Consider the following 21,847-nt stretch of genomic DNA (forward strand, 5'->3'; position numbering starts at 1 on the left):
GCTTTGCCTGGCAGCGTCCTACTCTTGCAGGGGCGTGAGCCCCAACTACCATGGGCGCTGGAGAGCTTAACTACTGTGTTCGGTATGGGAACAGGTGTGACCTCTCCGCTATCGCCACCAGACTTGGTGGATATAAGCTAATCCTTATTAAGATGGGAGAAACTATACCATCAAAACTAGATAAGAAGTAGACAAACCATTGGTTTTTCATCCAAAGAACGTATAGATAAGTCCTCGATCGATTAGTATTCGTCAGCTCCACATGTCACCATGCTTCCACCTCGAACCTATCTACCTCATCGTCTCTGAGGGATCTTACTCACTTAAAGTGTGGGGAAGTCTCATCTTGAGGGGGGCTTCATGCTTAGATGCTTTCAGCACTTATCCCTTCCACACGTAGCTACCCAGCGATGCTCCTGGCGGAACAACTGGTGCACCAGCGGTGTGTCCATCCCGGTCCTCTCGTACTAAGGACAGCTCCTCTCAAACTTCCAACGCCCACGACGGATAGGGACCGAACTGTCTCACGACGTTCTGAACCCAGCTCGCGTACCGCTTTAATGGGCGAACAGCCCAACCCTTGGGACCGACTACAGCCCCAGGATGCGATGAGCCGACATCGAGGTGCCAAACCTCCCCGTCGATGTGGACTCTTGGGGGAGATAAGCCTGTTATCCCCGGGGTAGCTTTTATCCGTTGAGCGACGGCCCTTCCATTCGGTACCGCCGGATCACTAAGCCCGACTTTCGTCCCTGCTCGACTTGTAGGTCTCGCAGTCAAGCTCCCTTCTGCCTTTACACTCTTCGAATGATTTCCAACCATTCTGAGGGAACCTTTGGGCGCCTCCGTTACTCTTTAGGAGGCGACCGCCCCAGTCAAACTGCCCACCTGACACTGTCTCCGAACCGGATCACGGTTCTGGGTTAGAAGGTTCATACAGCCAGGGTGGTATCCCACCGGCGCCTCCACGTAAGCTAGCGCTCACGCTTCTCAGGCTCCCACCTATCCTGTACAAGCTGTACAAACATTCCATATCAGGCTACAGTAAAGCTCCACGGGGTCTTTCCGTCCTGTCGCGGGTAATGCGCATCTTCACGCATAGTATAATTTCACCGGGTCTCTCGTTGAGACAGTGCCCAAGTCGTTGCACCTTTCGTGCGGGTCGGAACTTACCCGACAAGGAATTTCGCTACCTTAGGACCGTTATAGTTACGGCCGCCGTTTACTGGGGCTTCAGTTCAACGCTTCGCTAATGCTAACGCATCCCCTTAACCTTCCAGCACCGGGCAGGTGTCAGCCCCTATACTTCGCCTTTCGGCTTCGCAGAGACCTGTGTTTTTGCTAAACAGTCGCTTGGGCCTTTTCACTGCGGCTTACTCGTAAGTAAGCACCCCTTCTCCCGAAGTTACGGGGTCATTTTGCCGAGTTCCTTAACGAGAGTTCTCCCGATCACCTTAGGATTCTCTCCTCGCCTACCTGTGTCGGTTTGCGGTACGGGCACCCTTTTCCTTGCTAGAGGCTTTTCTTGGCAGTGTGAAATCCGGAACTTCGGTACTCATTTTCCCTCCCGATCACAGCTTGTGATTGCCAGACGGATTTGCCTATCTGACTCACTCACTGCTTCGACGCACACGTCCAGTCGTGCGCTTTCCTTATCCTACTGCGTCCCCCCATCACTCAAACGGAATTGGGTGGTACAGGAATATCCACCTGTTGTCCATCGCCTACGCCTTTCGGCCTCGGCTTAGGCCCCGACTAACCCTGAGCGGACGAGCCTTCCTCAGGAAACCTTAGGCATTCGGTGTAGAAGATTCTCACTTCTATTTCGCTACTCATACCGGCATTCTCACTTCTAAGTGCTCCACCAGTCCTCACGGTCTGACTTCACTGCACTTAGAACGCTCTCCTACCATTGTTCGTAGAACAATCCGTAGCTTCGGTGATACGTTTAGCCCCGGTACATTTTCGGCGCAGCGTCACTCGACCAGTGAGCTATTACGCACTCTTTAAATGATGGCTGCTTCTAAGCCAACATCCTGGTTGTCTAAGCAACGCCACATCCTTTTCCACTTAACGTATACTTGGGGACCTTAGCTGACGGTCTGGGCTGTTTCCCTTTCGACTATGAACCTTATCACCCATAGTCTGACTCCCAAGGTAATATGATTGGCATTCGGAGTTTGACTGAATTCGGTAACCCGGTGAGGGCCCCTAGTCCAATCAGTGCTCTACCTCCAACATACATCCCTTGAGGCTAGCCCTAAAGCTATTTCGGAGAGAACCAGCTATCTCCGTGTTCGATTGGCATTTCACCCCTACCCACACCTCATCCCCGCACTTTTCAACGTACGTGGGTTCGGGCCTCCAGTCAGTGTTACCTGACCTTCACCCTGGACATGGGTAGATCACACGGTTTCGGGTCTACGACCCCCTACTATCTCGCCCTATTCAGACTCGCTTTCGCTGCGGCTCCGTGTCTTCCACTTAACCTTGCAGGAGATCGTAACTCGCCGGTCCATTCTACAAAAGGTACGCCGTCACCCATAAAAGGGCTTCGACTACTTGTAGGCACACGGTTTCAGGTTCTCTTTCACTCCCCTCCCGGGGTGCTTTTCACCTTTCCCTCACGGTACTGGTTCACTATCGGTCACTAGGGAGTATTTAGCCTTGGGAGATGGTCCTCCCAGATTCCGACGGAATTTCACGTGTTCCGCCGTACTCAGGATCCACTCTGGAGGAAACACGCTTTCGACTACAGGGCTGTTACCCGCTGTGGCTGACCTTTCCAGATCGATTCGTCTAACGTATTTCTTGGTAACTCCGTATAGAGTGTCCTACAACCCCAAAAAGCAAGCTTTTTGGTTTGGGCTAATTCCGTTTCGCTCGCCGCTACTCGGGAAATCGCGTTTGCTTTCTCTTCCTCCGGGTAATGAGATGTTTCAGTTCCCCGGGTCTGCCTCCTCTATCCTATGGATTCAGATAGAGGTTCTACTCCATGACGAGTAGAGGGTTTCCCCATTCGGAAATTCTCGGATCAATGCTTACGTACAGCTCCCCGAGACATATCGGTGTTTGTCCCGTCCTTCTTCGGCTCCTAGTGCCAAGGCATCCACCGTGCGCCCTTTTTCACTTAACTATACTCATGCTTCAGATGAAAAAGTCGTTGGTTTTATTTGATGTCTTGTCATCAGTTTCGTGTTGGCGCCTATTGATGCCTTCACGTCCTGATTTCTTCTTATCTAGTTTTCAAGGTACATGTTTTTATGGTGGAGCCTAGCGGGATCGAACCGCTGACCTCCTGCGTGCAAAGCAGGCGCTCTCCCAGCTGAGCTAAGGCCCCAAGATTAGAATGGTGGGCCTGAGTGGACTTGAACCACCGACCTCACGCTTATCAGGCGTGCGCTCTAACCAGCTGAGCTACAGGCCCATTCTAAAGGTGAATGAAATATGAGGTTATATTAATCACTCAAAACTGAACCAAACAACCAAGTACAATCTATGATGATCTACGCTAATAGATCATTTCCTATTGTGTCTAGCTCCAGCACCCAGCGACTAGCACAACTTCCCTCACCTCCGTACGATAAGTCAACATCAAGTCGCTAAGCTCCTTGTGTTTCCTTTATCTCCTTCGGTAAGATTGATCGATTAAAACCACCACTTTGCGTGGTAACATCGATCCACCCATGTTGCATGGGCGCAGTTTGTACGTCGCTAACCGGGTGCTTCCGCCTTTCACTTTATCCTTAGAAAGGAGGTGATCCAGCCGCACCTTCCGATACGGCTACCTTGTTACGACTTCACCCCAATCATTGGCCCCACCTTCGGCGGCTGGCTCCAAAGGTTACCCCACCGACTTCGGGTGTTGCCAACTCTCGTGGTGTGACGGGCGGTGTGTACAAGGCCCGGGAACGTATTCACCGCGGCATGCTGATCCGCGATTACTAGCGATTCCGGCTTCATGTAGGCGAGTTGCAGCCTACAATCCGAACTGAGAATGGTTTTATGGGATTGGCTTCACCTCACGGCTTCGCTGCCCTTTGTACCATCCATTGTAGCACGTGTGTAGCCCAGGTCATAAGGGGCATGATGATTTGACGTCATCCCCACCTTCCTCCGGTTTGTCACCGGCAGTCACCTTAGAGTGCCCAACTCAATGCTGGCAACTAAGATCAAGGGTTGCGCTCGTTGCGGGACTTAACCCAACATCTCACGACACGAGCTGACGACAACCATGCACCACCTGTCATTCGGTCCCCGAAGGGAACTCCCTATCTCTAGGGACATCCGAAGATGTCAAGACCTGGTAAGGTTCTTCGCGTTGCTTCGAATTAAACCACATGCTCCACCGCTTGTGCGGGCCCCCGTCAATTCTTTTGAGTTTCAGCCTTGCGGCCGTACTCCCCAGGCGGAGTGCTTAATGCGTTAACTGCAGCACTAAGGGGCGGAAACCCCCTAACACCTAGCACTCATCGTTTACGGCGTGGACTACCAGGGTATCTAATCCTGTTCGCTCCCCACGCTTTCGCACCTCAGCGTCAGTTACAGACCAGAGAGCCGCCTTCGCCACTGGTGTTCCTCCACATCTCTACGCATTTCACCGCTACACGTGGAATTCCGCTCTCCTCTTCTGTACTCAAGTTCCCCAGTTTCCAATGACCGCTTGCGGTTGAGCCGCAAGATTTCACATCAGACTTAAGAAACCGCCTACGCGCGCTTTACGCCCAATAATTCCGGACAACGCTTGCCCCCTACGTATTACCGCGGCTGCTGGCACGTAGTTAGCCGGGGCTTCCTCGATAGGTACCGTCAAGGTACCGCCCTATTCGAACGGTACTTGTTCTTCCCTAACAACAGAACTTTACGATCCGAAAACCTTCTTCGTTCACGCGGCGTTGCTCCGTCAGACTTTCGTCCATTGCGGAAGATTCCCTACTGCTGCCTCCCGTAGGAGTCTGGGCCGTGTCTCAGTCCCAGTGTGGCCGATCACCCTCTCAGGTCGGCTATGCATCGTTGCCTTGGTGAGCCGTTACCTCACCAACTAGCTAATGCACCGCGGGCCCATCTGTAAGTGGTAGCTTGCGCCACCTTTCCACTTCGGTTCCTATGAACTAAAGTACTATCCGGTATTAGCCCCGGTTTCCCGGAGTTATCCCAGTCTTACAGGCAGGTTGCCCACGTGTTACTCACCCGTCCGCCGCTCGTTCCACTCACGTCCTCCCGAAGGATTCAGTCAGCTTCCCGCGCTCGACTTGCATGTATTAGGCACGCCGCCAGCGTTCGTCCTGAGCCAAGATCAAACTCTCCATAAAATAGATGCACCGAAGTGCTTGTGTTGATCAAGCTCGCTTAAAGCTAGCATGTTCTTACTTTTTGTACTGGTTGTTTTGTTCAGTTTTCAATGATCAATATCTTATGTCGTTTTTTGCGACGAAATATAATATATCACGCTTCAATATGGTTGTCAACAACTTTTTTTATTCTTTTTATAAGACATGTAAAAAGTGCGAAACTACGATAAAAAAGTGTTCCATCATTTTGACGACAAGATTTAATATATCACATATTGACCTGCTAAACAAGTATTATTTTTAATTTGTTTGTGTCAAACTTTTCTCGGTACCCTATTCATCCCAGTATTTCTGGCACTCTAAATTTGTACGCTTTTCCAGCTACCGCGCGAATGTCTTCGCTTGGTTCCCCGTCATTTTAAGTTACGTTCTAAAGACCAAGAACCTAACTTAAAATGCCAGGATGGTTATCTAAAACTTTTAGCTAGCTTTCCTATGGCGGATGAATGAGGTGCATACACACCGATTACGCCTTGCTTAGCACCCATCGACGGGCGTGTAGGTTGATGCAAATAAGAAGACATGCGGACAACCTTCTTCACTTCTCGTTGCTTTCTTGCACTTCGTTTAAGATCCGCAAGATAAACTTCTCGTAAGGTGCCGTTTAGTATGCCTTGTTTTACCTTTACCATCGCCTCTGCGCCCTCTGAACTCCAATGCATGCCTCGTTTCTTCATACGGTAAGTAACACGTCGCTGATTCGATTCCATCGCACCTAGATTTCTTGCGTCTTCTGGAGGATTATCTATACGCTTTTTCCAATTCAAAATACGATCCCAATTGTTCAAGATATACGTACGAAACACCTTAACTTTTTCGGTTTTTTTGGAGTCTTCAAGCGTGCTTTCGTAAGTATCCAGCCATAAGTTAAAATGCTCTAAGTCATGATTCTCTAACGCTTTTCGTAATTCCGTTTTATAGTCACTCTGTTTGGCACCAAGTGCTCGATTAAGCCCTTGGAATACATGGTAAGGGTCTAGTTGGTTTAGAACAGGATATTCTGACTGGGAAAAGGCTTCTTGAAACTTCTCAGCTGTGTAACCGGCTCCACCATCACTATTCGTTACAACTCGTGTCTTTTCCAAAGAATAATGATTGGCAGTAAGTGCCTGAACTTCTTTCCAAAATTCCGAGGTTGGTTTGGTTGTCATAAGCACTTTCTGATTACGCAAAGATACGCGTTTCCCACTCTTATCCCAGCCTTCGTAAATAATCGCATGGCTTACCTCGTGACTCTTTTTCTTTTCCGTTCCCCTAACGAATACCCCATCAGCTTCTGCATAAAGAAACTCAACTTTTTCACCTTCTGGCAATTCAGCGGAATCCTCTAAATCAATGACCATGTCCTTATCCGCTATAGCTTGTGCTCTCCCAACCTCTCTCACAATCGTTCCAACCGTTGCGTGACTAATATCTACAGCTGTCCACTCCTTCAGTACATGAGCCACTTCTCTGTAGGTACTTTCAGCGGCCATTTCGGCAACCTTTACTTCTACAAAAGGACTTCTACGCTTGTACTTTTTAAATCCAATCCATTCATCAAAAGGATAGTGGGAATGACCTTCTAAATCATGCATAAGCGTATGTGTAAATCTCACTCCACCAAAAGTGAATTGAATTTCCCTTTCGTCATTTCTTTCAACCCTCCAGCCTTCCGCTTGTTTTTTCTTCACAATGACAGTGTTCATATTGGTGAATACGTCCCCCAACAAGGACGCAAACAACTCATACATCAAGGTACGAACACTTTCCTCGAAATCAATTAAATTATCTGTTTGGTGTATTAATCTGTATAATTTTGATATAATAGTATTCATGAAGAGGCCTCTTTCTACGATGTATTTGCTCTGGTAGGCATACATTTATGATAGAGTGCCTCTTCTTTTTTGGCTAGGATTTTGTAGAAATACCACCGAGAACTATTTTACACATACTTTTAATTTAGAAATTTCTCTTTAAAAACAGATAAAGACCTCGTATCTCCGTAATAGAAACAAGATCTTCATCTTAACATTTAAATTTCAAGGCCACTTCCCATACCAGACTCACTCATTCTATCTTAATTCTTTTCGGAATATATTTTTGAATCTCTTCTTGAGATGCAACTCTTCTATATAATTGAAATAGCACCTTGTACCTTTCATGCATGTTTTGTTTCACCATTTGATCGATACGGTGATCTTCTAGGTCTAGTAACAATTCTTCTAATTCTCTCTTTATTACATATTGTAATTCCGTTTGTTCTTTTTCATTTATCAATAATCCCAACATAATTGTTCACTCCTACCTTCTATTACTATATATATTCCTACTTTTTTTCAAAAATAAACATTATTAGACAGCATATTTTAAGAACAAGCTCATACATATAGAACAAGCCTAATAAAATCGGGGGATATAAATGAGAAAATTATATGTAGTAGACATGAAAAAAAGTAAAAAGCTTCTTTTCATTGTGCCAATTGCTTTTTTTGTTGCCCTTTTTTTATTTTTAGAATCTAATTATTCCTTTACCGTTTTCTCTAATCAAGACGAGCCAAAAGCTCTAAGTGCTGGGAATAAAAAGCACGCATCTGTTGCTTTAACGTTTAATATTAGCTATGGAACAGAGCAAGTGGAGCCAATCTTGGAGCAATTAAAAGCAAAAGAAGCATTAGCCACCTTTTTCGTTAGTGGGGAATGGGCTGAGCGTCATCCAGACCTACTGGAGAAAATTGCAGAGGACAAGCATGAAATAGGGATGCTGGGATATCAGTACAAGTCGTATCTCGAGCAAGAGGAAGAACAAGTAAGAAGTGATATAGCTAAAGCAAAGGAAACTTTTACAAAGCTCGGTTATGAGGATGTCTACTTATTACGTCCACCTAATGGACATATTAATAAAGCAATCCTATCGATCGCAGAAAATCAAGGGATGAAAGTCATTCATTGGAGCGTGAACCCCAACGACTGGAAAAATCCTGGTACAAAAGCCATTACGGATCATGTACTGAAAAACACAGAAAAAGGGGATATTGTTTTATTGCATGCATCAGATTCCGTCAAACAAACAGATAAGGCTTTAGAGGCTATCATACCAGAGTTAAAAAATAAAAATCTTGATATAGTGACGATCTCTCAATTGATTACCAATGCAGATGGTTCTCAAAGTGAATTGAAAAGTAATAAGTAAACTCATGAAATTAATAACGCATTCGCTCGTATTGTAAGCGAATGCGTTTTTTTAACGTCCCTTTGTAGCTTTTGTTTTTTCGGTTAGTCGGTGAAGGATTAATAATTGATATGTATTACAGATAATTAATGGAACGATCATTAACCAAGCATAGTCTCCTCCATTGGTTCTCAGTCCCGGAACCCACTCTATTGATGTAATGACAACCATGAAAAACAAAGCTGGAATAAAAGCCCTTTGGTTCGTTTCCTTTGCTTTGATTCGAGCGATGACAATACTATAAACCAACAACGCGATTGCAGTTAACAAGAATGGTGTAATCGTGCCATCCTCCACCGATTTATAACGGAAGTAGACTAAATCAAATAATGTAAACAAAATCAGGCCTATTTGTATAGTTGGCCAAAATCCACGAAAGATACCTAAAGCAAACTGATTTACGGTTAAATAGGCAAAAAAACCCATTTGACTAACTAAACTAAAAACAAAGCCCAAAGCTAAGAAGAAGATCAACAAACCCAATAATTCAAACCAATCGAAAGGGCTTAAGAACTTAATATAAGCATCACTTTTTACAAAGAAACTTGTGATTAATGTCGAAATTCCTCCTAAAAGCAAGGTAGAAAAAAACAATCGTACGACATTACGACTTTTCAAAATAAATCCCCCTAATTCTTTACTTCCTATTCTTTAGATATTTTACCATGAACCCTATTTTTTTTCGCTTTATAATACATATTAATTTTAAAAAGACCCCATATTAGGAGTACATAGAAATTTCAAAAAACGACTTGAGATATATGGAAAGAAAGGTAGCGGTCTAATGAATTTATCAAAGTTTTTTATCCTAACGATACTTTCACTGCTATTCCTTAGCGCCTGCGGTGGTGGTGGCAATACCCAGGGCAAGGAAGAGGGTGATTATGAGGGCACTAAGAAAATGGTGGCTGATATTTTGAAAACAGATGAAGGAAAAAAAGCCATAACAGAGGTATTATCTAGTGACGATATGCAAAAAACCTATGTCATTGATGCAAAGGTAGTACAGCAAACAGTACAAGAAGCCTTAACTTCAGACAAAGGGAAGGAGTTCTGGACAAAGATGTTCCAGGATCCAAAATTTGTTGAGTCCTTTTCACTCGCTCTACAAGATCAACAAGAGAAAGTGATGAAGACCTTAATGAGTGATCCAGAATTCCAGAAAAAATTTATCGAAATACTGAGCAATCCCGAAATGGAAGATCAAACATTAACCGTTCTGACAGGACAAAAGTTTCGCTCTCATCTGGAAAAGGTTATGGAGGAAATGTTCAGCTCCCCTATGTTCCAAGCCAAAATCTCTGAATTGTTATTAAATGCAGCGAAGGAAATGAAGCCTAGCGAAGGAGGACAATCCCAATCTGGAGGACAAGGAGAGTCCGGAGGTGGACAGCAACAGCAAGGCGGACAGGGAGAACAAGGCAACCAAGGTGGCGGAGGAGGAGGAGCGTAGGAACAAAGGGAGCATGCCCTCAGCCCGAGCATGCTCCTTTTGTAAATATTTATAGACGTTCAATAATTTGCTTAGCAATGGACAAATATTCTTGACCATTAGGGTGATCCTCCTGATAAACAGAAGGGGCAAATATTCCTTCTTCTTCATAAGGCTGTTGAAGTGATAGGCGCCCTATTACATTTGTGTCTAAAACTTCCGCTAGCTTGTCTCCTCCACCTTTTCCAAAGACATATTCCTTTTCGCCTGTTTTCTTACTCACGTAAAAGGACATGTTTTCCACAACACCAAGCAGCTCATGATCCGTATTAATCGCCATTTGTCCTGCTCTCGCTGCTACAAATGCTGCCGTTGGATGAGGAGTGGTTACAATAATCTCCTTCGAGCTTGGTATCATATTGTGAACATCAAGTGCCACATCACCAGTTCCAGGAGGCAGATCTAATAATAAATAATCTAATTCTCCCCACTCCACCTCTTTAAAAAAGCTTGCTAGCATTTTCCCTAGTCTAGGACCACGCCAGATAACAGGGGAATTATCTTCCACAAAAAATCCCATCGACATTACCTTGACACCAAAACGTTCTACTGGAATAATTTTATTCCCTTTTAATTTCGGACGTTCTTCCACACCCATCATATCAGGAACACTAAAGCCATAAATATCAGCATCAATAATCCCGACTTTGTTTCCTAATCGCGCCAAAGCAACAGCTGTATTTACAGTTACGGTTGATTTACCAACTCCGCCTTTACCACTCGCGATCGCTAAAAATTTTGTCGTAGAGCTTTCACTTAATAGTCCAGGCTTATCCTCAGATGTCGGTTGATATTTCTTAATCACTTCCTCTGGTAAGGAAGAAAATCTTAATCCAACTGTCGCAGCACCTAGATTCTTCAATGCCCCTACAAGCTCTTGCTGTAATTGCATCTGCTCTGCTGTATTCGTTTTCGCAATCGCTAATTTAACACTGACATGATTCTTATCAGGCTTAATCGTGATTTCTTCTATACCATCTGTCTCTTTGAACGTTTTATGTAAAAACGGATCCTTCATATTGTGCAGTAATTCTCTTACCTTTTGTTCCGAAAGCAAAATAGGTCACCTCGATTGTATTCTTGTGTACTCCTATCTGCTAGTATAACACAAATTTCTTCAATTCTAAGCAGGACGCATTATGGATTTTCTTCTTCCTTCCCTGTAATGTAATTTAAAATCCCTTTATAAATACTTGCCGCCATCTTACGTTGATAATCATCTGATTTCAGTAATCCAAGCTCCTCTTCATTGGACAAAAAACCAATCTCAACAAGCGCACCAGGTGCTTTTGCATATTTCAAAACAAAAATTTGATGAATAGGAAGAGCTACACGATTTGTATTTTCTAGGTTGCGAATAATTTCTGCTTGAATAGCCTTTGCCAGCTTTTCATTTTGATCTTTTCCCGGGTAATAAAAGGTCTGGGCACCCTTCCACTGTCTGTCACCAAGTGCATTTAAATGAATGCTTAAGAAAAAATCGGCATTTTTATCACTAATAAATTGAACACGGCGCTGAATATCCTCTGCTTTCCTTCTCGATAAACCTTTGGTCCCTTCATCTGCAAGATCATAGTCCCCTTCTCTAGTTAAGTATACGGAAGCACCAGCCTGCTGGAGATAATCCTTCAGTAAGTTCGATACCTTCAGCGTGATCTCTTTTTCCTGTGTCTCATCTGAGCCCTCTGCACCTCCATCAGCACCACCATGTCCCGGGTCAAGTACAATAGTTTTTCCTGCAAGTGGCAGGGACCAGCTTTCCCAAGAATCCATTGAATCTTGCATAGGGTATTGAATCAATATAATTAATACAAATAGTCCAATTAACCATAATACGATTTTTAAGATACGTGACATACCCGCTTCTCCTCCCATATTCACGCCTTCATTTAACTATATGGGACAAGCGAGCGGGTTATGCCGTTAAAAATCGTATTGCTCTTCTTTTTCTTGTAATAGCTGTTGATACGTTTTTGTTAACATAATCGTATCTTCCACCAAGCGATCGATTCGAAATAATATATCCTCATTAATAATTTCCTTTTGGTAAAAGTCCACTTCTTCTATATAGACGTAAGTTTGCACAATTTGCGCCTTCATATAGGATAAAATTGGCTTTATTTGTTGCTCTGGTATCAAAAAGTGACGGCTTGAGCCTGCTGTCACGATCATGCTTACTACCTTATCTCGAAAAGCATTGATTGGTAACAAGTCAAAAATGTTCTTCAATGTTCCAGGTATCGACGCTTGAAAAATCGGTGTTCCAATGATTAGTGCATCTGCTTCCATTACCTTCTCTGTTACATATTTCGTATCCCCTGTATAGTCCAAATAATGTCGACCATCACTAAATTCCAGCTGATAATCGGTTAAATCTAATAAAGTTATTTCCACTTCTGGATAGGATTCTATTATCTTTTTGGTCGTATAATCTATCGCCGTTCTTGTCTTTGAACCTACTGTCGATCCAGACAATGCTACTACTTTCATGATGATCCCCCCTTATTTTACTGTATACTTTCGAATAGCTGGTAAAACTTCCTTCCCGACTAGCTCTATATTTTTACGGAGCTTATCAAAGGGAATGCCACCAAAATCCAATTGAGCAATATAGCGTTGGTGACCATAGACCTCATGCTGATACAGAATTTTTTCGATGACTTCCTGTGGACTACCAATATTCATCACATTACGCTTGTCTGCACCTTGAGCAAAATGCTGCTTCAGATAACCTCTACCATTTGTATGTTGCATTCCTTCATTAATGGAAGGATAAGTCTCTCGTTGCGCTTGTTGCGTGGTTTCCGCTAAATAGAAAAATCCAGCTGTTGCCACAGGGAATTCCTTCGGGTCAAATCCCGCTTCCTGTAAAGCATGACGGTAATCATCGATGGTCCGTTTAAAAATAGAAACAGGGCCACCTAGCGTTGCTAGGAATATCGGTACTCCTGCATAACCAGCCTTAACTGCACTGGATGGATGCCCTCCAACCGCTCGCCAAATTGGAAGAGAACCATTAACCGGTCGTGGTAGGACCTTCGCATTTTGAAGCGGTGCACGAAATTCCCCACTCCAGTTCACTACTTCTTCTTCATTTATTTGTAATAGTAGGGCTAGCTTCTCTTCAAATAAACCTTCATAATCCTTTAAATCATAACCAAGCAACTCAAAATTACCGACTCGCGATGCTCTTCCTGCGATGATCTCTGCACGACCTTTCGAAATAAGATCAATCGTCGCAAAATCCTCATAAACACGAACAGGATCTAATGTGCTAATAATAGTGGAGGAGCTAGCTATCTTGATCTTCTTAGTCGCTTGGGCGATTGCCGCCAAAACAACGGAGTGAGCTTGTGTCGTAAAATATTCCTGATGACTCTCCCCTACACTAAAGAAGTCAATGCCTACATCCTCAGCAAGCTTAGCTAATTCGATGATTTCCTCGATTCGTTGTGCTGCCGAAATTCTTTCACCAGTTGCAGGATTAGGGAGATGATCACCTAATGTATATAAGCCAAATTCTAAACCTTTTCTCGGGTCTATACGATATTTTTCCATCAAAGCCATACACTACCTTTCTTCTCTTATTCCTATATATGTTATTATGAAGCATATGACCATTTACGTGAAGTACGCACTTATAAGATATATAGTATACAAAAAGATACTAATAGGAGAGATGTAAGATGAAATATAATCCAAATGCATGTCGGGTAGAGGATGCCTTGAGTATACTAGTTGGAAAGTGGAAACCTCTCATTTTATTACATTTATTAAATGAAGGAACACAACGATTCAATGAGTTAAAACGTAGTATACCCGGTATTACCCAAAAAATGCTAACAAAGCAATTGCGCGAATTAGAGGAAGAAGATATTATTGAGCGCGTCGTCTATCCTCAGGTTCCACCTAAAGTGGAATACTCGATAACAGATTATGGAAAAAGCCTTCAACCTATTCTAGAGGCCATGCATGAATGGGGAACAAAGCATACCTTAAGAAAGCTGGAAAAAACGGAAATGGATGAATAAAGCAAAAGAAAAGTCCTGTTTCCGATTGAACAGGACTTTCCTTGCTAAAACTATAGATTTTTTAGCTGTTTTTTCAACGCTTCTGAATAATGTGTTAAATAAGCATAGGCTAATGGGGAAACATTTTCTCTTCCTTCTGCCTTGTCTAGTTGCTTGCTAAACTTTGCGAGAAATTTTTGCGCTTGATTTGTTGAGCCTCTTTCTACATGGTGTTTCACTTGTTTTAATGTATTCGTTAGTTGAGAAACGGCGGTCCCTGTAATGTCCTCTGTTCGTACATATTCTTCCATATGGTTAGTCAAAACGGTAAGATATCCGGTTGTTACTTCTACCACATTCGATGTTTCCGATTCTCCACTTGCATTGGCTGCTTTAATGTAATAGGTATAAGTAACATTTGGTTCTGCGGTTCGATCATAGAAAGTATCTACTTTTGCATAACCCAAATACTCTACCTCACCATCTGCTTCTCTATAGACATTATATTGATTCGCACCACCATTTGACTCCCAGGCAAGCCCAACAAAATTATTTCCGATCATTGTTACCCTTAACTCAGTTGGCGTGCCAGGAACAGGCATCTTGATGGCTATCGCCTCTGACAGATTCGATTCACCCATTTCATTAACGGCAGTTATTTTGTAACTATAGCCTGTATCGCTGATACTCACACTTTCGTCGATATAAGCAGATTCATCGGTACTCGCAATTTGACGATAATCTCCGTCTTCATTTGTTTTACGATAAACATTATAGCTTTCTGCTTCTGCAACGTCCTCCCAATTGATCTCAAATGCTGAGGTGGTAATCTCTCCAGCGGTTAACCCTGTTGGCACCTTCGGAATCTCAATCGCCTCTTCTGTGGTCGTTGATACCACTTCTGATAATGCTGATTCTCCTCCAGTACTTGCTGTAGAAATCTTATAATAATAAGTTGTCGAGGCTTCTACTGGCTTATCCATATAGGAAGGTGTCGTCGAATTTGCTACCTTCGTGAATTCTCCATTAGGATCAGTCGACCTATAAATACTATAGCTTATAGCATTTTCCACCTGTTGCCACTCCAGCATTACGGTAATACTTTTAGTTTCTGTTATCGTAACGCCACTAGGCGTAGCAGGTTTTGGTTGGTTCGGATCATAGAAGAAAATCTCCGCTTGATCTGAGTGCTCTGACTCTCCTCCCGCATTGATTGCAGAAATCTTATATTGATAGGTAACACCTAATTCCACCGTATCATCCTGATAAGCAGGTTGCTCTGTAGTTGCAATCGCCCGGAAGGAAGGGTCCTTAGATGAAGCGCGGTAGATGAGGTACTGCTCCGCTTGTGAAACAGCAGACCAATTCAGTGAAACGTCCTCCCCATTCATCTCTGCTTTCAGATCGGCAGGGATATCATCAGGTGGTTCGGTATCTGGAGCAGTCGGCTTTAATAAAACAAAATAGTTCATCCGTTTGGTGTTATTATTTGGCCCCATCACAACATGAGATCCTGCAGGGTAGTTCTTTTTATAAAGCTCAAAAGTAACAGGTTGATCATCCACTATTGTTTGCCCAGTATTTTCATAATGTTCAGATAACCACTTTGGTTTTGGACTAACTCTGGAGTCATGTGCAACATAGACATCCGTATCTGCCGCTAAGTAAAAGGAAACCAAATCGTCACTCGAGGCACTTCTGGAATTAACAGCAGACCGAATCCATTCGACACCAAGCAAGGTATCAGGTATAGAGGTAAAATGATAACCATCCCTGTCCCCTGCTACAAGGTCTCCTATTTGAAGGTTTTTCTCCACAGACCATTTACTTGCATTTTCCTTACCATTCCCACTATTATCATGGACAATTACATTCTTTGCGAGTGTCCCTTCTAATAGTGGCAGTGGTTCATCATCTGGCTCCGGTTCTGGATCAGGCTCTTCCACTGGTGGAACGAAAGGATCTTCATCCCAAACAGGCGGTTCCATTGGATAGCCCTCTGGAAAAGCAGAGCTTGCTAATTCATTTAAATAAACCTCTAAATTCGTATAACCATTCCCATTTTTGTCTCCATTGCGATCCGCTGGATTATTCGGATCAAGCCCTTTCGCTAGCTCCCATTCATCAGGCATCCCGTCCTGATCCGTATCTTTCAGAGCCTTTCCTTTATCCAAATCAGGAAAACCACCAACATCTTGCTCATGTCCTATAATCGCTCCTGTTTGGTTTCGCACATCATGGATTACTTTTTGATCGACCCTGTCTCTTATTAAGGAAGAACCAGCGTAATCTAAAACATGCTCATAAGCGGCTTCTGGCTCCTCTACATTTGTAAGCGGGTAAGCGAATCGATCCTCCACAATAACACTTGGCCTTTCCGCCTCCATCATATCTGTTCCAGTATCGGTACCATCTAAAACACCATTTTTATTACTATCAATTCGATTATTATGAAGATATAAGCTATAATTTTCGTTCCCTCGTACGACCGCATATTCCGGATTAGCCGAGTTTATACCTGCAATAAAGTAATTCCCTTCTACATTCCCATATCCTTTTGTACCGGATTCTCCTCCAGCCACATAAGGATAACCACCCCAGTTGTATACAACATTATTAACAAAATCAATTTGCCCTTTCGTCTTAGGATTTCGATCATTATTATGGGCATACAGATTATGATGCATCGTGATCGTATTCATTTCAATAAGTCCCCCCATTGAATGGGTTAAAAGACCTTCTGAAATGATCGACCATTGCACGGTTATATTTTTCGACTCAGGGTTTTCGTAGTTTTTACTTAAAATAGAGAGGTTTTCGTCTGTCCCCCAAGAAAAGGAGGAATGATCAATAATGACATTTTGAGAATCTTCGAAATATAAAGCATCATCCGAGATACTTTTACCTAAGCGAAAACGCATATAACGGATAATAATATTATTACTATCTATAAAACGAACGTTATTTCCCTTTATTGTCACACCATCTCCTGGTGCGGTTTGACCAGCTATCGTAATATTCGCTTTATTCCTAACAATTATTTGAGGAATCGTAATATTGCCACCTATATCAAACACAATCGTTCTAGGGGTATCACCAGCGGTTGTTAGTGCATCATGGAACGTTCCAGGACCTTTAAGATCATAGCTCGTAACATGATATACTTCTCCCCCTCTGCCTCCTTTTGCATATTGACCAAATCCTTCTGCACCCGGAAAAGCCAAGAGCTCTTCTTCCTCCGCAGCAAAGACATTAGACTGAAACACCGGAAAAAAGGTAAGACAGACAACAAAACATAATAAAAACGGAAAAAAGGATTTCATAGCAAACCTCCATTTTGAAATAGTAAGATTTCGGTCATTAGGAAAATCCCTGCTACCTGATGACGATTAGCGTATTAGACTCCCCCCTTTCGTTGTTAACATAATCGCTCTATAATCAGATTAAATCTGTATGTAACCGCTAACAATAAACAATTCTTACATTTTATATACAAAAACGATAGACAGGTTTGCTGAATTCGTTCATTAGAAAGGAACTTCTATGAGGAATCTAGCGATAGAAAGAGGAGAAATAGCTATGCATTGAAACAATCCCCCTTGCCTTTTAAATATCTATCATGACATTCATACCAAGGAGGCAATTACATGAGACAAACAAGAATGAAAATATTTAACGTGAAAATTAATTCGAATCACATTCCTATTTTTTGGTTTTTTTCTTTTTTTCAAGTGATCTAATTCGACCAATCCCCAATTGCTTTGCTTCTTGTTGTAATGATTTAAGTAAACTAACCGCCATTAGTATCATCACTAAGGAAAATGGTAATGCTGCTACAATCATAGTATTTTGTAGTGCTTGCAGGCCACCAGAGTAAATCAGTGCAAGTGCCGTAAGGGAAAGGAAAATTCCCCAAACCATTTTAATTCTTTTACTCGGATTTTGAGATCCATTTGAAGTCATCATTCCTAATACGAACGTTCCTGAATCAGCCGAAGTAACAAAGAATGTAATAATAATGATAATCGTTAAAATAGACCATGCCATACCAGCTGGATAGGTCTCTAATATACCAAAAAGGGATTCCTCAGGTAAGAGCGAGGAAATGCTAATACCTGACAATTCCGTAGTGATCGCCGCACTACCAAATGTCGTAAACCAGATAAAACTAATAATAGTAGGGGCTAATAATACATAAATGACAAACTCACGAATTGTACGTCCTTTTGATACCCGTGCAATGAAAACCCCAACGAAAGGTGACCAAGCAATCCACCAAGCCCAGTAAAAAATAGTCCAATCATTAATCCAACTACGAATATTTTCATTTAATGGAGCGATTCTTAAACTCATTTTAATAAAATTTTGCAAATAACTTCCCACTGAATCCACCAATAAATTTAGAGTAAAAAGTGTAGAACCAAAAATAAATATAGCTAAAAAAGCAGCGTAGAAAAGCCCATATTGACATTACTTAGAATCTTAATGCCTTTTCCTATACCAGTTATGGCAGAGATCATGAACAATACTGTTACAACAAAAACAATAATGGTTTGCGTAGTCAAACCTCGAGGAATATCAAATAAATAGGATAGGCCGCCATTGATTTGTATTGCTCCAAATCCTAACGATGTAGCAACCCCCATAATTGTGGCAATAACAGCGACAACATCAATTATTTTCCCAGTTATTCCGTCAGCCTGGTCACCAATGAGCGGACGCAATGTTTTACTTATTAAGCTTATTTCACCTTTTCTAAAAGCAAAGTAAGCAATCGCTAAACCGACAATACTATAAACAGCCCAAGGATGTATGCCATAATGAAAGAAAGTAAATCGTATAGCATCCTTAATCCCCTGATCTGTCCCTAACTCCCCTGTTGGTGACTGAATGGCATAGTGACTGATCGGTTCATAAGCACCATAGAAGATTAGCCCAATGCCAATACCTGCACTAAACAGCATGGCAATCCATGAAGGACGTGAAAATTCAGGCTTTTCATCCTGCTTTCCCAGTTTAATTCTCCCTATTGGGCTAACTAAAAGATAAATACATATCAATACAAATCCAGATACGATGATTAAATAATACCAGCCAAGTGATTGAATGATAAAATTTTGGGTTTTGTTTGTAAGATGCTCGATAAACTCCGGCATTAAGATTCCCAAGATAACAAGTACAGCCATAATGGCTAAGGAGGTAATAAAAACAAATGAACCTTTTTTCATATTTCGTCGTAAACTCCCATCTGTATTAGTCTCTTCTTTGACAGTTCAACTGTATTATGTAACTATTTTCTTCTTTTATTTCAACAATATTCGTAAATTACACCAATCTGCCATTGTTACGTTGTCTTAACCCAACCAAAAAATATATTTGAAAACATGTCACAAATCTTAGCCCTTTGTCGTCTTGAATAATGAAATAATAAGAGGAGGTTAACTTATGACTAGAAAATGGGATGTTATCATTGTTGGTGGTGGATTAGCAGGATATGTTGCAGCAAATTATTTAATTAAAACCAATAGGTCCATATTACTTATTGAGAAAGGGAAAATTGTTGGAGGAAGGGCTAGGACAACTAAGATGAACGACCAGTGTTTCAATCTTGGTCCACATGCCCTTTATAAAAAAGGAAAAGCCACGGCTATTCTTGAAGAATTAGATATTAAGTTGAATGGCAGCTCACCTAGATTATCTGGCATACTAATGGATAATCATATCGAATATGCTGCTCCATTTTCTCCATCTACACTCTTTAGTACCCAGCTATTGAACACAAAGGAACGGATGGAGTGGATAAAGGTTCTGTTAAAATTAATGACTATAACTCCTGAAAAATTAGCAAATCTTACTTTTCAACAATGGGTTAGACAAGTGACCCAATCCAAAATGGTAGAATCGTTACTATATACCCTTGGAAGACTGGCAAGCTATTGTCATGCTCCTGAAAAAGTGAGCGCAAAAGCAATATTATCATGTGTGAAATCGGCTATGGGAGGTGTACTGTATTTAGATGGTGGCTGGCAAACAATGATAAACCAGCTTCATAATAGGGCCACTCATTCAGGTATGGAGGTCTGGCAGCATACTCATGTTAAACAAATCGAACCTGCACAACAGAAGCAATTCCAATTAGTACTTTCAAATGGTAAGAAAATTCTAGGAGAGCATGTAATTTGTACAACAGGACCTCATGAATTAAATGATATACTAAGTAAAAAGATGGTGTTCCCTCAAAGAGAATTTTTATCTCAGATTACACCTATTAGAGGAGCAACTTTAGATATTGCTTTGACACAACTTCCTAACCAAAACCAATTATTCGCCATGGACATCAAAGCTCCTCTCTATTATTCCGTGCATTCCGCTTTTGCTCGCCTCTCTAATCATCCAAGGAATGCTATTCTTCATGTTTTTAAATACCATCATCCAGATCAACACATGGATGGAGCCATAATTAAAAAAGAGCTGGAGCAATTCCTAGATGTGTTGCAGCCAGGTTGGCAAGAGTATGTGATATTCAAACGATTTCTTCCCCACATTACGGTGAATCAGCGTTTACCTCAAATAGGAGATGAACAGAAAATACTAGATTGTCAAACAGAAATACCAGGATTATATATAGCCGGAGATTGGGCATCTCCCCATTCTATTTTGGCAGAAGCAGCCATAACTAGTGGCAAACAAGCAGCTGAAAAAGTTATTTTAAATGAAAAGAGGCATAACGATGGAGATTACAAAAGCAGATTATCAGCTATTTAAACCGTTGTTATTTTCATTAGGTTATCGAATGTTAGGCTCCGTAATAGACACGGAGGACATGGTGCAGGAAACCTTTCTAAAAGCATACCAATTGAACAAAAATGATATAAAGAACAAGAAAGCATATCTCTGTAAAATAATGACAAACCTTTGTCTCGATCTATTAAAGTCTGCACGGTATAAACGAGAGCAATATACAGGACCATGGAATCCCGAGCCCTTACTCCTCGAGAAAATACACGAATTAGACCCAAGCGAAACAGTCATCCAAAAAGAAGGGTTAAGTATTGCTTATCTACGAATGATGGAACATCTAACAGCAGATGAGCGAGCAATCCTGCTTTTAAGAGAGGTATTCAGTTTTTCATACTCTGAGATTGCTCATATCATTAAAAAGAAAGAAGACAATTGTAGAAAAATTTTTAGTAGAGCAAAACAAAAGATTTTAGTAGTGGAAGGTGAAAGTCTAAACTATGAAAAAAACAGGTCGATCATTGATCTTTTTGTAGAGGCTTTCCAAAAAGAAAACACAGCTGCATTAATGGAACTTATCTCTAATAATGTTACCCTTTATTCTGATGGAGGTGGTAAGGTTAGTGCAGCAACACGGCCAATTGTATCGACTACGAATGTCTTGGCTCTATTATATGGCATCATGAAAAAAAACCCAGAGGACTTTTACTTTGAAGTTAAAAGCATTAATTATCAACCTGCTATCGTGATCTATATCCATGGTGACATTCATAGTGTCCTCAGTTTTTATATTGATAAGGAACAGATAAACGAAATTTATATAACGATGAACCCTGAGAAATTACCGATTGCTTAATGGAACGAGAGATAGGTTAATATAGAATTTCAAAGGACCTTACTTTTAGCACTACTCCCAAGACTATAGCTATAGTCTTGGGAGTAGTGCTATGGTGTATGGAAAAATTGTCAATAAAACGAGTATAATTGGTTAATTATACCTCCTTGACAAGGTTTGGAAAATCATTTAAAATTTCATAGTAAGTTT

The 21,847-nt window shown here is 41.9% G+C and carries 13 protein-coding genes, 2 tRNA genes, 3 rRNA genes and 1 pseudogene; 5 read left to right on the forward strand and 14 right to left on the reverse strand.

What is annotated here, in order from left to right; translation table 11 throughout:
* Positions 1-5: 5 nt before the first annotated feature.
* From rrf to ACZ5N5_RS04045, 7 genes are all read right to left on the reverse strand, one after another.
* Positions 6-122: ribosomal RNA gene (gene rrf / locus ACZ5N5_RS04015) — 5S ribosomal RNA — on the reverse strand.
* Positions 123-222: 100 nt separating this feature from the next.
* Positions 223-3,136, reverse strand: a 23S ribosomal RNA gene (locus tag ACZ5N5_RS04020).
* A gap of 128 nt (positions 3,137-3,264) precedes the next feature.
* Positions 3,265-3,340 (reverse strand) — tRNA-Ala (locus ACZ5N5_RS04025).
* A 10-nt stretch (positions 3,341-3,350) separates the two neighbouring features.
* Positions 3,351-3,427: transfer RNA gene (locus tag ACZ5N5_RS04030), tRNA-Ile, on the reverse strand.
* 323 nt (positions 3,428-3,750) lie between these two features.
* Positions 3,751-5,312 (reverse strand): 16S ribosomal RNA (locus tag ACZ5N5_RS04035).
* Together the 16S, 23S and 5S rRNA genes with 2 tRNA genes alongside form the textbook arrangement of a ribosomal RNA operon.
* 446 nt (positions 5,313-5,758) lie before the next feature.
* Complete coding sequence (locus ACZ5N5_RS04040) at positions 5,759-7,168, reverse strand: ISLre2 family transposase (RefSeq protein WP_464373318.1); 1,410 nt, start codon at positions 7,166-7,168, stop codon at positions 5,759-5,761.
* Positions 7,169-7,400: 232 nt separating this feature from the next.
* Positions 7,401-7,622 carry a hypothetical protein gene (locus ACZ5N5_RS04045; RefSeq protein WP_054787884.1) on the reverse strand — a complete coding sequence of 74 codons (222 nt, stop codon included), beginning with the start codon at positions 7,620-7,622 and terminating at the stop codon, positions 7,401-7,403.
* A gap of 130 nt (positions 7,623-7,752) precedes the next feature.
* On the opposite strand from ACZ5N5_RS04045, the gene pdaB reads away from it, so the two are divergent.
* Entirely contained in the window at positions 7,753-8,523 is a 771-nt protein-coding gene (gene pdaB / locus ACZ5N5_RS04050; protein ID WP_109985110.1) for a polysaccharide deacetylase family sporulation protein PdaB, read from the forward strand.
* A 51-nt stretch (positions 8,524-8,574) separates the two neighbouring features.
* Here pdaB and ACZ5N5_RS04055 read toward each other — a convergent pair whose 3' ends face one another.
* Positions 8,575-9,180 carry a KinB-signaling pathway activation protein gene (locus ACZ5N5_RS04055; protein WP_054861668.1) on the reverse strand — a complete coding sequence of 202 codons (606 nt, stop codon included), beginning with the start codon at positions 9,178-9,180 and terminating at the stop codon, positions 8,575-8,577.
* Between the two features lie 166 nt (positions 9,181-9,346).
* Here ACZ5N5_RS04055 and gerD point away from each other — a divergent pair, with 166 nt between their 5' ends.
* Positions 9,347-10,015 carry a spore germination lipoprotein GerD gene (gene gerD, locus ACZ5N5_RS04060; protein ID WP_109985112.1) on the forward strand — a complete coding sequence of 223 codons (669 nt, stop codon included), beginning with the start codon at positions 9,347-9,349 and terminating at the stop codon, positions 10,013-10,015.
* 49 nt (positions 10,016-10,064) lie between these two features.
* Here the strand turns inward: gerD and ACZ5N5_RS04065 are convergent, their stop codons facing one another.
* From ACZ5N5_RS04065 to ACZ5N5_RS04080, 4 genes are all read right to left on the reverse strand, one after another.
* Positions 10,065-11,111, reverse strand: coding sequence for an Mrp/NBP35 family ATP-binding protein (locus ACZ5N5_RS04065; RefSeq protein ID WP_054787885.1), 1,047 nt, complete (start codon positions 11,109-11,111; stop codon positions 10,065-10,067).
* 80 nt (positions 11,112-11,191) lie between these two features.
* On the reverse strand, positions 11,192-11,911 hold the full coding sequence (gene cwlD, locus ACZ5N5_RS04070; protein ID WP_054861666.1) for an N-acetylmuramoyl-L-alanine amidase CwlD: 720 nt from the start codon (positions 11,909-11,911) through the stop codon (positions 11,192-11,194).
* Between the two features lie 66 nt (positions 11,912-11,977).
* Positions 11,978-12,544: an NADPH-dependent FMN reductase gene (locus ACZ5N5_RS04075; protein ID WP_054787886.1), complete on the reverse strand. Its 567-nt coding sequence runs from the start codon at positions 12,542-12,544 to the stop codon at positions 11,978-11,980.
* A gap of 12 nt (positions 12,545-12,556) precedes the next feature.
* Positions 12,557-13,612: an LLM class flavin-dependent oxidoreductase gene (locus tag ACZ5N5_RS04080; RefSeq protein WP_464373319.1), complete on the reverse strand. Its 1,056-nt coding sequence runs from the start codon at positions 13,610-13,612 to the stop codon at positions 12,557-12,559.
* A 128-nt stretch (positions 13,613-13,740) separates the two neighbouring features.
* Between ACZ5N5_RS04080 and ACZ5N5_RS04085 the strand changes: the two genes are divergently transcribed.
* Positions 13,741-14,085, forward strand: a complete 345-nt coding sequence (locus ACZ5N5_RS04085) for a winged helix-turn-helix transcriptional regulator (RefSeq protein WP_464373320.1) — start codon at positions 13,741-13,743, stop codon at positions 14,083-14,085.
* 50 nt (positions 14,086-14,135) lie between these two features.
* Here ACZ5N5_RS04085 and ACZ5N5_RS04090 read toward each other — a convergent pair whose 3' ends face one another.
* Both ACZ5N5_RS04090 and ACZ5N5_RS04095 read right to left on the reverse strand, forming a co-directional pair.
* Positions 14,136-17,387, reverse strand: coding sequence for an FIMAH domain-containing protein (locus ACZ5N5_RS04090; RefSeq protein ID WP_464373321.1), 3,252 nt, complete (start codon positions 17,385-17,387; stop codon positions 14,136-14,138).
* Between the two features lie 379 nt (positions 17,388-17,766).
* A pseudogene (locus ACZ5N5_RS04095) lies at positions 17,767-19,292 on the reverse strand (BCCT family transporter).
* 217 nt (positions 19,293-19,509) lie between these two features.
* Here ACZ5N5_RS04095 and ACZ5N5_RS04100 point away from each other — a divergent pair.
* On the forward strand, positions 19,510-20,829 hold the full coding sequence (locus tag ACZ5N5_RS04100) for a phytoene desaturase family protein (RefSeq protein WP_109985116.1): 1,320 nt from the start codon (positions 19,510-19,512) through the stop codon (positions 20,827-20,829).
* Positions 20,795-21,658, forward strand: coding sequence for an RNA polymerase sigma-70 factor (locus ACZ5N5_RS04105; RefSeq protein ID WP_464373322.1), 864 nt, complete (start codon positions 20,795-20,797; stop codon positions 21,656-21,658). Before ACZ5N5_RS04100 ends, ACZ5N5_RS04105 begins: the two co-directional genes overlap by 35 nt.
* Positions 21,659-21,847 lie beyond the last annotated feature (189 nt).

Source organism: Gracilibacillus sp. JCM 18966 (assembly GCF_055392695.1).